Here is a 12,351-nt window from a genome sequence, read left to right as displayed (position 1 = left end):
GAGAGAGGGGACGGGCATGACGGAACTGCGGCGCATGGCCTACCTTTCGGTCGCGGCTTCGCTCGTGACCATGGGACTGAAATTCCTGGCCTTCTGGCTCACCGACTCGGTCAGCCTCTTCTCCGACGCCGCCGAGTCCTCGGTCAACCTGCTGGCCGGCCTCATCGCGCTCGCCGCCGTCACCATCGCCCATCGGCCCGCGGACGACGACCACGCCTACGGGCACTACAAGGCCGAGTACTTCTCGAGCGGGGCCGAGGGGACGCTCATCCTGGTCGCGGCCGCCACGATCGTCTACGCGGCGGCCGGCCGCTTCCTGAGCCCCGCTCCCCTCCCCGACCTCGGCCCCGGGCTGCTGGTGGCCGCCGCCGCGGCCGGGGTCAATTGGGTGGTCGCCACGGCCATGCTCCGGGTCGGGCAGCAGTACGACAGCATCACCATCGAGGCCGACGCCCAGCACCTGATGACGGACGTCTGGACGTCCGGAGGGGTCATCGCGGGGCTCGTGGTCGTGATGCTCTTCCCCCAATGGACAGTGCTCGACCCGCTCATCGCGTGCGTCGTGGCCATCCGCATCGTGTACACGGGGGTGGACCTGGTGTCCCGGTCCGTGCACGGGTTGATGGACCTCTCCCTGCCTGCCGGGGAGCGGGCCCGGATCGAAGAGGCCCTGCGAGAGACCTGCGGCCCGGACGCGTCCTGGCACAACCTGCGAACCCGCAAGTCGGGCTCCCGCCGGTTCATCGACTTGCACCTGACGGTGCGGGGGGCCACGACGGTGCAGGAAGCCCACGACCTCTGCAACAGCATCGAGGCCGCGATCGGGGCGCGTCTGCCCAACGCGCACGCCACGATCCACGTGGAGCCCGAAGAGGACGAGAGCTCCTGGGACACGCCGCTCGGCGGCCCGGGAACCGGCGCGAATCATGCCGTTGACAGGGTGGGCACGGCGCCGGAACATTGAGCGGCGCGGACCCGCCGGGGAGACTCCGACAGGCGGGGTGGCGGGTCCCGTAACTCACCCCGGGGGACTCTCTGCATGCCGAGCCTTTTGCGCGCCCAGGCCGCCGCCGGGCTCTTGCTGTGCGCGTCTCTCGCGAGCGCTGCGGAGCCCAAGACCGTCAGCGTCTACAACTCCCCCGACTACGTCGCCGAAGACACGGTCGAGAACTTCACGCACGGGACGCACATCCAGGTCACCTACGACGTCTACGACGCCTACGAGACCCTCGACAGGACGCTGACGGCGGGCCGGAGCGGATACGACGTGGTCTTCTCCCCTGCCCAGCCCATCGCCCAACGCCACGTCGCGAGCGGTTTGTACCGTCCCCTCGACCGGGCGAAGCTCTCGCGGTACAGGAACCTCGACCCCGGGATCCTGAAGGCCCTGGAGAAGGTCGACCCCGGCAACCGGCACCTGGTCCCCTACATGTGGGGGACGACGGGAATCGGATACAACGCGGCCCAGGTCCGGGAGGCGCTGGGGGAAGGGGCCCCGGTCGACAGCCTGCGCATGCTGTTCGACCCGGAGGTCGTCTCCAGACTCGCCCGTTGCGGCGTCGCCGTCCTGGACGACGAGGGACAGGGCCTCGGCGCCGCGCTCATCTATCTCGGGAAGGACCCCAACAGCACGGAGGAGAAGGACATCGAGGCAGCGGCCGAGGTCATCGCCCGGGTGCGGCCGCACGTACGCTACTTCCACTCCACCCGGTACATCGACGATCTCGCCGATGGGAACGTCTGCGTCTGCCTGGGGCACTCCGGCGACGTGCTGCGGGCCCGCGACCGCGCCGAGGAGGCCGACAGCGGCGTGGAGGTCAGCTTCAGCATCCCGAAGGAGGGCGCGCTGCTCTGGGTCGACGTCATGGCGATCCCGAAGGACGCCCCGCGCCCGGACAACGCGCACGCGTTCATCGACTTCCTGCTCCGCCCCGACATCATCGCGGACGTCACCAATTACATCTCCTACGCCAACGCCAACCAGGCGGCCACGAGGTTCGTGGACGAGGAGATCCGGGAGGACCCGGGGATCTATCCGCCCAGGGAGGTTCGGGCCCGCCTGGTGACGAGGGAATCGCCGCCGGCGGAGAGCGAGCGCCTGCGCACGCGCGCCTGGACCCGGGTCACCTCGGGCCGCTGAGCGTCCGCGCCCGGCGGGGTGGACTCCCCGCAGGGTGCGGATTCACGCTACCCTTCGGGTCATGCGGCTGCGCACCCAGATCCTGGTCTTCCTGCTGTTGTTCGGCCTGGCTCCGCTCCTGCTCGCGTTCGCCATCAACATTCCCCTCGTCTTCAACAGCCTGGAGCTGTTCTATCACAAGGCCCACCTGCAGAACCTGCGCGCCGACTTCCGCGACCTCGACCAGCACATCGCGAGCCGCGTCGAGATGGTGCGCCTGCTCGCCAAGCTCCCGGACGGCGAGCAGCTCATCGCCGACCCCTCGCGCATCGACCCGGGCGTTCGCCAGCGGATCGAGCAGCGCTTCGTCGACTCGGTCAACCGCATCCTCTATGACCAGCGCGACATCGTGCAGGTCCTGTTCATGGACCGGGAGGGCAAACCGGGCTACTGGCTCGAGCGCAACCCTGCCACGCGCCGGCTGGAGCCCGAGCCCACGCTGCTCGACCTGCCCCAGACCGCCTTCTTCGAGGCCGGTCTGCGCCTGGAGGCCGGCGGAGTCCTCATCAGCCCCATCAGCGTGAACCCCGAGGCCGGGGCGCGCGACCCGACCCGCTTCATGGTCCTGCGGCTCATCAGTCCGCTGGCCGGCCTGCAGGCGGGGGCCCAGGGCTCCCCTGCGCTCCCGCCCGGGGTCGCGGTGATCGACATCGACGTGGGCGGGCTCGCGGAGGCCTACCCCAAGACCTACTGGGTGCTGAGCGACGGCAGCTTCCTGCGGTACGGAGGGACGGCGGGCCCCCAGTCGGCGGCCTTCACGGAATTCCCAGGCCTGGAGGAGATCTTCCGCAAAGGCGAGCTTGCGCTCTGGAAAGGGGCCGGGAACGAACAGGTCATCTGGGTTCCCCTGCTCTCGACCGAGCGCTCGGGCCCCCTGTGGGTGGGCCGGCAGGTCGACGCCTCGCCGCTCGCCCAGTTCCGGGACGCACTGCAGGTGCGCGTCGGCGCAATCGTGCTGCCCTTCATCGCGCTCATCCTGCTGCTCGCCCGCTGGTTCGCCGGACGCGCGGAGCGTTATGGCCGGGAGCTGACCGACGGCATCGCCGGCGTGCTCCAGACCGGCGAGCCCGTGCGCTTCGCCCCTCAGGGCCCCCAGGAGCTGCAGGCGCTCGCCACCAACCTGACGCGGCTCGCCGAGACCCACGCCGCGAACAGCGAGGCCCTGCGCCAGCACGCCAGGGAGCTCGAGGAGTCGAATCGCTACAAGTCAGAGTTCCTGGCGAACGTCAGCCACGAACTGCGCACGCCGCTCAACTCCATCCTGCTCCTCTCGAGGCTCCTCGCCGAGAGCTGCGGGAAGGACCTCTCCGCGGAACAGGGCCGCCAGGCGAGGGTCATCCACGACGCGGGCCAGGACCTCTCGGGCCTGATCGACAACATCCTCGACCTGGCGCGCATCGAGGCACGGCGGGCGACCGTGAACCTCGAGGAGACCCACCTGCCCACCCTGCTGGAAGCCCTCCTCGACCTGGTCCGGCCCCAGACCGACGCGAAGGGCCTCGGTCTGCAGCTCGACATCGAGCCCGGGGCGCCCGCCACCGTGGTCACGGACCCCGACAAGCTCCGCCAGATCATCAAGAACTTCCTCGGCAACGCCGTGAAGTTCACCGACCACGGTGGCATCCGCGTGGCTCTCACCACCAGCGCGGCGGAGGATGCGGCGGCGCGTCCGGCCCGGATCCTGGTGGCCGACACCGGCATCGGCATCCCGGAGGACAAGCACGAGATCATCTTCGAGGCCTTCAAGCAGGCCGATGGGTCCACGAGCCGCCGTTATGGCGGCAGCGGTCTCGGCCTCGCCATCAGCCGCGGGCTCGCGGACCTGCTGGGGGCGCGGATCACACTGCAGAGCGAGGTCGGCAAGGGGTCCCGCTTCTGCCTCCTCCTGCCCCTGGAGCCCGAGCGAAGCGGGCTGGACGTGGAGCCAACCCCGCCGCAGGCGCGGGGAGCGCCCGGCCGGGTCGTCGCCCTGCCGAGTGCAGACTTCGGCGGGCGAAGGGTGCTGCTGGTGGACGACGACGTGCGTGACCTGCTGGCCATCACGCCCCTGCTGGAGCGCTGGAAGCTGACGGTGCTGGCCGCGGGCGACGGCCAGGAGGCGATGGAGGTCCTGCGCGACGAGCCGGTGGACGTGGTGCTCATGGACATCATGCTGCCCGGGCGGGACGGCAATGATATGATTAAGCAAATCAAGGCCGACACCCGTTTTCGAGAATTACCCGTCGTGGCGCTGACCGCCAGAACCGACCCCGAGACCCGGGCCCGGACCCTGGCCGCGGGGGCGAGCGAGCTCCTGGGCAAGCCGGTGAATCCCCAGGAGCTCCGGGACGCACTCGCGCGCGCGCTGCCCACGGAACCCGCAGATCAGCCCCGGGAGCCCGCGTGAACCGCTACGCCGGATTCAAGGTCCTCATCGTCGACGACAACGCGAACAACCTGTTCGCGCTGCGCACACTCATCCAGAAACACATGGACGCCACCGTGCTCGAGGCGAGCTCGGGCAGGGACGCCATCGACATCGCCGTGCACGAGCCGGACATCGACTTGATCATCCTCGACATCCAGATGCCGGAGATGGACGGGTTCCAGACGGCCTCGATGCTGAAGATCCGCAGGAAGACCCGCGAGATCCCCATCATCTTCCTCACCGCGGCGTTCAAGACCGACGAGTTCCAGAAACGGGGCTACGACCTCGGGGCGGCCGACTACCTCCTGAAGCCCATCGACGACAACCTGCTCCTCAACAAGATCAGCACGTATTTTCGCGTGATCCAGAAGGAGCGCGACCTCAATCGAGTGCTGGAGGCAAAGGTTGCCGAGCGCACGCGCGAGCTCGATCAGGCCCGCCAGTACCTGCAGAACATCATCAACACGATGGGCGAGGCGCTCCTGGTACTCTCGCCCGACGGCTGCATCAAGTGGGTCAACCCCGCCGCCTGTCGCATGCTCGGCTACACCGAGCCGCAGCTGGTCGGGATGTCGATTGGCGACGTTTTCGAGGAGGCGGACCAGGAGCAGGCGGGTGCCTTCATGGGGACGTGGCTCGAAGCGCTCATCCGGACGGGCGCGCTCAGCGCCATCGAAGCCCGATTCATCGCCAGCGACCGCCGGCGGGTCCCCATCCTGTTCTCGCGGACCGCGATCACGGACAGCGAAGGCAACATGACCGACATCATCTGCGTTGCGAAGGACATGACCGGATACGTGCGGGAATCCGATGAAGGAAGCCAGCCGGCAATGACCAGCGAGATCGCCCAGACGGAGCGCGTATGACCAAGCCCCCACTCGAGCCCTCCCCTCCCAGCGAGGACACCGTCCTCACCGCGAACGCCCTCAAGGCGATGGCGCACCCGCTGCGCTGGAAGATCATCTGCACCCTGGGCGAACGCGAGCTGTCGGTGGGGGAAATCGTTGAGAGGGCCGGGACGACCCAGAGCAACATCTCGCAGCACCTCGAGCAACTGCGGGACAAGCACATCGTTCTCGCGCGCAAGGAGGCGAACAAGGTCTTCTACCGCATCCGCAACGACCAGCTTCTGATGCTCATCAACACCATGCGTGACGTGCTCTGCCCGGCCAACCTGGACCAGGGGCGCCATCCGTGAGGCGTTCGCGCGTCGGCGCAAACTGACGACACGAGGAGGATGACTCATGCTGAAACGCGCAATCGCCGTCGTTCTCGCCGGGTTGGTGACGGTCGCCGTCACGGGCTGCAACACCATGGCTGGGCTCGGGAGGGACATCGAGAAAGGCGGCCAGGTCATCCAGGAAAAGAGTTCCCGGTGACAGGCTGACCGATGACCCAGATCCTGATCTACGACACCACCCTGCGCGATGGCACCCAGCGCGCGGACGTTTCCCTTTCCTGCGACGACAAGCTGGCCGTCGCGCGCCGCCTCGACCAGTTCGGCGCGCACTACATCGAGGGCGGCTGGCCCGGGTCGAACCCCAAGGACGCCGAGTTCTTCTCGCGGGTGGGCGAGATCGGGTTGACCCACGCCCGGGTGGCTGCGTTCGGGAGCACCCGCCGCAAGGGCATCCGCTGCGCCGAAGACGCCAATCTCGCCGCCCTCCTCGACGCGGGAACGCCCGTGGTCACGCTGGTCGGGAAGAGCTGGGACTTCCAGGTGGACGAGGTGCTGGAGACGACGCGCGAAGAGAACCTCGCGATGATCGGCGAGAGCGTCGCTCACATGAAGGGCTTCGGCAAGGAGGTCATGTTCGACGCCGAGCACTTCTTCGACGGGTACAAGTCCAACCCCGAGTACGCCCTGCGCACCCTCGCCGCGGCGGCGGAAGCGGGCGCCGACTTCCTGGTGCTCTGCGACACCAACGGGGGAAGCCTGCCGTGGGAGGTCGAAGACATCGTCCGCACGGTGCGCGCCCGCTTCGAGACCCCGCTCGCCATCCACGTGCACAATGACGGCGGCTGCGCCGTCGCGAACTCGCTCGCGGCGGTGCGCGCCGGCTGCGTTCAGGTGCAGGGCACGGTCAACGGCTACGGCGAGCGCGTCGGCAACGCCGACCTCTCCGCCATCATTCCCGACCTGCAGCTCAAGATGGGCCTCGAGGTGGTGAGCCCGGAACAGCTGCGCGCGCTCACGCGCTTGTCCCGCTACGTGGCGGAGGTCGCCAACCTCAAGCACGACGATCACGCCCCCTACGTGGGAGAGAGCGCCTTTGCCCACAAGGGCGGCATCCACGTCGCGGCCGTCCTGAAGCGCGTCGAGAGCTATCAGCACGTGGACCCTGCCCTGGTGGGCAACGAGCCCCGGGCGGTCGTCTCCGAGCTCTCCGGCCGCGGCAACCTGATCTACCAGGCGCGCGCCCACGGGCTGCAGGTCAATCGCGAGGATGCCCAGCGCGTGCTCCACCAGATCAAGGAACTGGAGCACCGGGGCTTCACCTTCGAGGCGGCGGAGGCTTCGGTCGACCTGATGCTCTACCGCACCCGCCAGGAGTACCGGGCACCCTTCGAGCTCGTCGACTTCATGGTGGTGACCGAGCACCGCCTCGGGCGCGGTCTGCTCGCCGAGGCGACCGTGAAGGTTCGCGTCGGCGATCGGGTCAAGCTCACCGCCGCCGAAGGCAGCGGGCCGGTAGACGCGCTCGGCAGCGCCCTGCACGAGGCCCTGTCGGACGTCTACCCCGAACTGCGCGACGTGCGCCTGACCGACTACAAGGTCCGCATCCTCAACAGCGACCGGGGCACCGCCGCAACCGTGCGGGTGCTGATCGACTTCCAGAGTGGCGAGGAGACCTGGACCACGGTCGGGGCGAGCCCGAACATCATCGAGGCGAGCTGGCAGGCGCTCTCGGACAGCATGGAGTACGCGCTCTTCGCATCACGCGGCGTCTTCGGCAACGGCTCGCCGCTTTCCTTGCAGGCCGGTCCGGCCTGAGCGGGGCGCGCCGCGCGTGAGCGTCGCCGAGCCCGGAGACGTCGGCCGGTCCGCCTCGCCCGCGTGTGGCCCCCTTCGTAGCCCCAGGCACGGAGCCCTGAAGTGACCCACGACCTGCTTCGGGACATGATGGTGCTCCTGACCCTGTCCCTGCCCACCGCCTGGGCGGTGCGCCGCTTGCATCTGCCACCGCTGCTCGGGTACCTGATCGTCGGCCTCGTCGCCGGTCCCCACGCCCTCGGCTGGATCCCCGCGAGCGACGTGATCGACTTCATGGCGGAAGTCGGCGTCGTGTTCCTGCTCTTCACGATCGGCCTCGAGATCTCGATTCCCCGTCTGTTGACCCTGCGGCGCGAGGTCTTCGGGCTCGGGACGGCTCAGGTGCTCCTGTCCACCGCCCTGTTCGGTGTGGCCTCCTGGCTCCTGGGACTCCCCTGGGAGGGCGCGTTGGTGGTGGGTGGCGCGCTCGCCATGTCGTCCACCGCCCTCGTCGTCCGCCAACTGCGGGACCAGCTCGAGATGCAGTCCCGCCACGGACGGGTGGCCCTCGCCGTGCTCCTGTCCCAGGACCTGGCGGCAGTGCCGTTCCTCGTGGCGATTCCCCTGCTCGCCGGTGGGACGGCCGACTCGCTGGCGGGGGTCCTGGGGCTCGCCCTGCTGAAGGGGGTGGCCGCCCTGGTGGTGATGTGGGCCCTTGGACGCTGGTTGCTGCGGCCCCTGCTCCACGCCGTCGCGAGCGCGCACTCGGCCGAGATCTTCACCCTGGCGGTGGTTCTGTTGGCGCTCGCCGCCGCCTGGGGCACCAGCCTGGCCGGCCTCTCCCTTGCGCTCGGCGCCTTCTTTGCCGGGATGATGCTGGGCGAGACCGAGTACCGCCATCAGGTGGAGGCGGACATTCGCCCCTTCCGGGACGTGCTGCTCGCCATCTTCTTCATCACCGTCGGGGCCCAGCTCAACCTCCTGGCGCTGCCTGAGGTCTGGAAGGCAACCGCCGTGATCCTCCTGGGGCTGTTCGTGGGCAAGGGCCTCCTCATCGCCCTGCTCACGCGCCTCATCGGCTACGAGCCGGGGGTCGCCCTGCGCACGGGAGTGGTGCTGGCTCAGGGTGGAGAATTCGGGTTTGCCCTGCTGACGCTCGCGGTCGGGCAGCAGGTGCTCTCCGCCGAGGAGACCCAGCCCGTGCTGGCCGCGATGCTGTTCAGCATGCTGCTCGCCCCGATCCTCATCCGGCAGAACGGCGCCCTTGCCGATCGGTTCTGCGCCGCCTCCTACCTGCAGGGCCGGGCCGTCACCTCACGCCAGGTCACCGAGGCCCTGCGGGACCTGAGCGGGCACGTGGTGATCTGCGGGTTCGGGCGCATCGGGCAGAACCTGGCGGCGTTCCTGCGCCAGGAGGACATTCCCTACGTGGGTCTCGACCTCGACGCCACGCTGATCCGCGAGGCCTGGGAGGCCGGCGAGCGGGTGTTCTTCGGCGACAGCACGCACCGGGAGGTCCTGGAGGCCGCAGGGATCTCCCGGGCCCGCGCCGTGGTCGTCACGTTCGACGACGCCCAGACCTCCACCCGCATCATCCACGCCTGCCGGGCCCTGGAGCCGAGACTGCCGGTCGTGGTACGCACCCACGACGACTCCCACATGGAGGAGCTCGAGCTCGCGGGTGCGTCCGTGGTGGTGCCGGAGTCGGTCGAGGCGAGCATGATGCTGGCCACGCATCTCCTTCAGAGTCTCGGTGTCCCGTCCGAGGAGGTCCTGCGCCTGGTCGAGGCCGCCCGCCACGACCACTACCGGCGCCTGCGCGGTGTGTTCCACGGAGACGAGCCCCCGAGCGTCGAGCAGCCCGACCGCTATCAACTGCACACCGTCGTGATTCCGGCCGAGAGCCCCGCCGTGGGCCGCACGCTGGAGGACCTCGGGGTCGGGGGGGGACCGGTCACCGTGTTCGCCCTGCGCCGGGGCGACATCCGTGGCGAAGAGCCCAGTCCCGGGATGACCCTTCGCGCGGGGGATGCGGTGGTCCTGCAGGGACCGTTCGACGACCTCGCCCAGGCCGAGCAACGGCTGGTGCACGGGTGAGGGTCCTGCCCACCGGGCGGCGCGGTTGATCGCCGGGGGCGAGCTGGTCCCAGTCGGCAGCCTCGCGGAGCTGCAGGCACTCCTCGCGGCGCAACCCGCCGTGCTCGTCTACTTCAGCACCCCGGACTGCCGGGTCTGCCAGGCCCTGCGCCCCAAGGTCGCCGAACTGCTGGCGCGGGACTTCCCCCGCCTCTCCGGCGTCTATGTCGACTGCACCGCCCTGCCGGACGCGGCAGGGCAATACCAGGTGTTCTCGGTCCCGACGATGATCGGGTTCTTCGAGGGCCGTGAGTGGCGGCGCTGGGGGCGCAGCGTCGGACTCGAAGAGATCCGCTCGGGGCTGGGCCGGCCCTACGGCCTGCTCTTCGCAGAGCGTTGAGACCACCCCTTCTCTCAAGGCTCGCCGTGCCGCTAAACAGCGTATCCACGAAGGAGGTTGCGGCATGACAACACCAGGCATCGGCGCAACGGTCAGATTCGCCCTGGGCGGACTCAGCACCGGACTCCTCAGCGCGGGCCTCTGGGGACTCGGGGGCACCGGGGACGACCTCGGCCGGATGGTCTGCAACGAGACCCACTGCACGGACGTCGGGGGCCTCTACCAGGCAGCGGTGCTCGTGGGGATACTGCTCCTGGGGGTCACCCTCCTCGCCGGCGGGCACCGGGGGCGCCCGCACCGGACCCGAAGGGGCCGCGCCCCCCTCGCGAGGCAAGCGACGGCGGCGGCGCGCCGGGGCTGACCCGCACAGGCCCCTTCGGGCCTCCCGGTCAACGGTAGAGGAGCAGGGCCTCGCGCTCCTCGAGCCAAGAGGCCTCGTCGGCCCGCGCCAGGGCCTCCAGGTCGCCCGGGGAGCTCGCCCGGTCGTCCACCCATTCCCGCAGGGTCTCGCCACCGTTGATCACGTCGATGGCGAGGCGCTCGTACTCGTATTCGTAGGCAAACCGGCGCCAGAGCTCCCCCTCCGGGCGCAAGGCCCGAACCGCCTTCAGCGCGAGGGCCACCAGGCGCCACGGCCGGAACTCCCCGGGCACGTAGGCACCGTCGTCCACGTGGATCTGGACGCCGGCGCACAGCCTGCCGGAGTGCTTGTGGAAGGTGGGCTCGAACCAGCATTCGCGCAGCCGGCATCCCCCCAGCCACTGGGGGGCGAGGGCGTGCATGGCGCCAAGCAGCTCTCGCGGCGGGGCCAGGTCCGGTGCCCCCAGGAGCTCCAGAGGGCGTGTGGTGCCCCTGCCCTCCGACAGGGTCGTCCCCTCCAGGAGGACGGTCCCCGGGTAGCAGCGCGCCATCCAGAGATTGGGCGCGTTGGGGCTCGGGTTCACCCAGACCCTCTCCCCCAGGGGCCAGCCGAAGCCGGGGCCCCGCTCGGGGTCCCAGCCCTCCAGGGTCACGACCTCGTACTCCACGTCCAGGCCCAGCCTGGCGACGAGCCAGCGCCCCAGCTCTCCCAGGGTCAGGCCGTGGCGCATGGGCAGCGCCCCCGCGCCCACGAAGCTCTCCCACCCGGGACGCAGGCGCAGCCCTTCGACCCGGCGCCCCACCGGATTCGGCCGGTCCAGGACCCACACGGCCTTTCCGTACCGCGCAGCGGCCTCGAGCACGTAGCGCAGGGTGGTGACGAAGGTGTAGACGCGGCAGCCCAGGTCCTGGAGGTCCACCAGCAGCACGTCGAATGCGTCCATCATCGCGGGCGTGGGGCGCCGCACCTCACCGTAGAGGCTGAACACCGGCACGCCGTGGACGGGGTCGGTGAAGTCCGGTGACTCCATCATGTTGTCCTGCTTGTCGCCGCGCAGGCCGTGCTGCGGACCGAAGGCAGCGGTCACGCGCAGGTCGCCCAGCGCGACGAGGGCATCGAGCGAATGCCGCAGGTCCCACGTGACCGAAGCCGGGTGGGCGAGCAGCGCGACCCGGCGATTCGCGAGCGGGGCGCGCAGCGCCGGCTCATCCAGCAGACGGTCGATGCCGAACCTCATCCTCCTCTCCCTGCCCCAGGACCCGTGGGGTGTTCGGGCTGGCGGAGGTCCAGCGCCAGCACGAAGGCCTCCGGCCGGTGAAAGTCCGGTCTTCCCGGCGGGTGGCGTAGCGCCCAGTAGGACAGGCGCCCGCCCGCGCCCTCCATCACCGCCGAAAGGCCCACCCGCAGGGACGAGGCCACCGCCAGCAGGGGCAGCCGGCCGAGGTCCAGGGAGGCCGACACCTCGAGGCACCCGGGGGCCGTGGAGGCCTCGAGCCCCGGGTTCAGGGGAGGCCCCGCCGGGCCACGCTCCCGATAGCTCAGGAACGGGTACTCGGCCCACTCCCCCGAAGGCGAGAGATTAACCTCGTGGTACGCGGCGCACCCCGCGGGCGCCAGGAAGACCTCGAAGCAGGTGTGCTCCCAGAGGCGCTCGCCCCGTCGTGCGGGACCCGGTGCAGGGAGCCGCAGCCCTTCCAGGGTGCCTTCGAGCCGGAACACCAGGCCGAGCCGGCGGTCCCCGTGGACGAGCACCCGGGCCCGCAGCCACCTCGCCGGTCCGGGCGGGGTGTCCGGGTGCTCCAGCAGCGCGACCTCCGTCCCCTCGCCCCCCAAGCTGCCCCCCACGGTCGCTGCCGAAGCGCCGGGCCGTGGCGCGGCGTTGTGCCAGGATAACCCAGGGGCCTGCGCCAGGGCAGCCGGTCCCAGCGCTTGCGGGCCTGCGCGCCCTTCACTA

Annotated in this window: 12 protein-coding genes; 10 read left to right on the top strand and 2 right to left on the bottom strand. The window is 70.0% G+C overall.

Annotated elements, in window-relative coordinates:
- Positions 1-34 precede the first annotated feature (34 nt).
- From KA217_02180 to KA217_02135, 10 genes are all read left to right on the top strand, one after another.
- Entirely contained in the window at positions 35-964 is a 930-nt protein-coding gene (locus KA217_02180) for a cation transporter (protein MBP7711264.1), read from the top strand.
- A 75-nt stretch (positions 965-1,039) separates the two neighbouring features.
- Positions 1,040-2,140 carry a polyamine ABC transporter substrate-binding protein gene (locus KA217_02175; GenBank protein ID MBP7711263.1) on the top strand — a complete coding sequence of 367 codons (1,101 nt, stop codon included), beginning with the start codon at positions 1,040-1,042 and terminating at the stop codon, positions 2,138-2,140.
- A gap of 61 nt (positions 2,141-2,201) precedes the next feature.
- Positions 2,202-4,565 carry a response regulator gene (locus KA217_02170; GenBank protein ID MBP7711262.1) on the top strand — a complete coding sequence of 788 codons (2,364 nt, stop codon included), beginning with the start codon at positions 2,202-2,204 and terminating at the stop codon, positions 4,563-4,565.
- A complete protein-coding gene (locus KA217_02165; protein ID MBP7711261.1) occupies positions 4,562-5,452 on the top strand; it encodes a response regulator in 891 nt (296 codons plus the stop codon). Before KA217_02170 ends, KA217_02165 begins: the two co-directional genes overlap by 4 nt.
- Positions 5,449-5,784: a winged helix-turn-helix transcriptional regulator gene (locus KA217_02160; GenBank protein MBP7711260.1), complete on the top strand. Its 336-nt coding sequence runs from the start codon at positions 5,449-5,451 to the stop codon at positions 5,782-5,784. Before KA217_02165 ends, KA217_02160 begins: the two co-directional genes overlap by 4 nt.
- A gap of 46 nt (positions 5,785-5,830) precedes the next feature.
- On the top strand, positions 5,831-5,965 hold the full coding sequence (locus tag KA217_02155) for an entericidin A/B family lipoprotein (protein ID MBP7711259.1): 135 nt from the start codon (positions 5,831-5,833) through the stop codon (positions 5,963-5,965).
- Between the two features lie 11 nt (positions 5,966-5,976).
- Positions 5,977-7,581 (top strand): citramalate synthase, encoded by a 1,605-nt coding sequence (gene cimA / locus KA217_02150; GenBank protein MBP7711258.1) that lies wholly within the window; start codon positions 5,977-5,979, stop codon positions 7,579-7,581.
- Between the two features lie 102 nt (positions 7,582-7,683).
- Entirely contained in the window at positions 7,684-9,657 is a 1,974-nt protein-coding gene (locus KA217_02145) for a cation:proton antiporter (protein MBP7711257.1), read from the top strand.
- Between the two features lie 25 nt (positions 9,658-9,682).
- A complete protein-coding gene (locus KA217_02140; protein MBP7711256.1) occupies positions 9,683-10,036 on the top strand; it encodes a thioredoxin family protein in 354 nt (117 codons plus the stop codon).
- A 64-nt stretch (positions 10,037-10,100) separates the two neighbouring features.
- On the top strand, positions 10,101-10,397 hold the full coding sequence (locus KA217_02135; protein ID MBP7711255.1) for a hypothetical protein: 297 nt from the start codon (positions 10,101-10,103) through the stop codon (positions 10,395-10,397).
- A 28-nt stretch (positions 10,398-10,425) separates the two neighbouring features.
- Here the strand turns inward: KA217_02135 and KA217_02130 are convergent, their stop codons facing one another.
- Complete coding sequence (locus tag KA217_02130) at positions 10,426-11,634, bottom strand: DUF1343 domain-containing protein (protein ID MBP7711254.1); 1,209 nt, start codon at positions 11,632-11,634, stop codon at positions 10,426-10,428.
- Positions 11,631-12,242 carry a DOMON-like domain-containing protein gene (locus KA217_02125; protein MBP7711253.1) on the bottom strand — a complete coding sequence of 204 codons (612 nt, stop codon included), beginning with the start codon at positions 12,240-12,242 and terminating at the stop codon, positions 11,631-11,633. The genes KA217_02130 and KA217_02125 overlap by 4 nt, the downstream gene beginning before the upstream one ends.
- Positions 12,243-12,351: the final 109 nt, after the last annotated feature.

Source organism: Gammaproteobacteria bacterium, assembly GCA_017999615.1.
Taxonomy (GTDB): Bacteria; Pseudomonadota; Gammaproteobacteria; order JAABTG01; family JAABTG01; genus JAGNLM01.
Note: the sequence above shows the minus strand (reverse complement) of the source record. Positions and strands in the feature narration are given on the sequence as shown.

Bases quoted from the DNA above. Each gene is read 5' to 3' on its own strand.
- cimA (MBP7711258.1), top strand. From the start codon at position 5,977: ATGACCCAGATCCTGATCTACGACACCACCCTGCGCGATGGCACCCAG.
- KA217_02175 (MBP7711263.1), top strand. From the start codon at position 1,040: ATGCCGAGCCTTTTGCGCGCCCAGGCCGCCGCCGGGCTCTTGCTGTGC.
- KA217_02180 (MBP7711264.1), top strand. From the start codon at position 35: ATGGCCTACCTTTCGGTCGCGGCTTCGCTCGTGACCATGGGACTGAAA.
- KA217_02170 (MBP7711262.1), top strand. From the start codon at position 2,202: ATGCGGCTGCGCACCCAGATCCTGGTCTTCCTGCTGTTGTTCGGCCTG.
- KA217_02155 (MBP7711259.1), top strand. From the start codon at position 5,831: ATGCTGAAACGCGCAATCGCCGTCGTTCTCGCCGGGTTGGTGACGGTC.
- KA217_02160 (MBP7711260.1), top strand. From the start codon at position 5,449: ATGACCAAGCCCCCACTCGAGCCCTCCCCTCCCAGCGAGGACACCGTC.
- KA217_02135 (MBP7711255.1), top strand. From the start codon at position 10,101: ATGACAACACCAGGCATCGGCGCAACGGTCAGATTCGCCCTGGGCGGA.
- KA217_02130 (MBP7711254.1), bottom strand. From the start codon at position 11,634: ATGAGGTTCGGCATCGACCGTCTGCTGGATGAGCCGGCGCTGCGCGCC.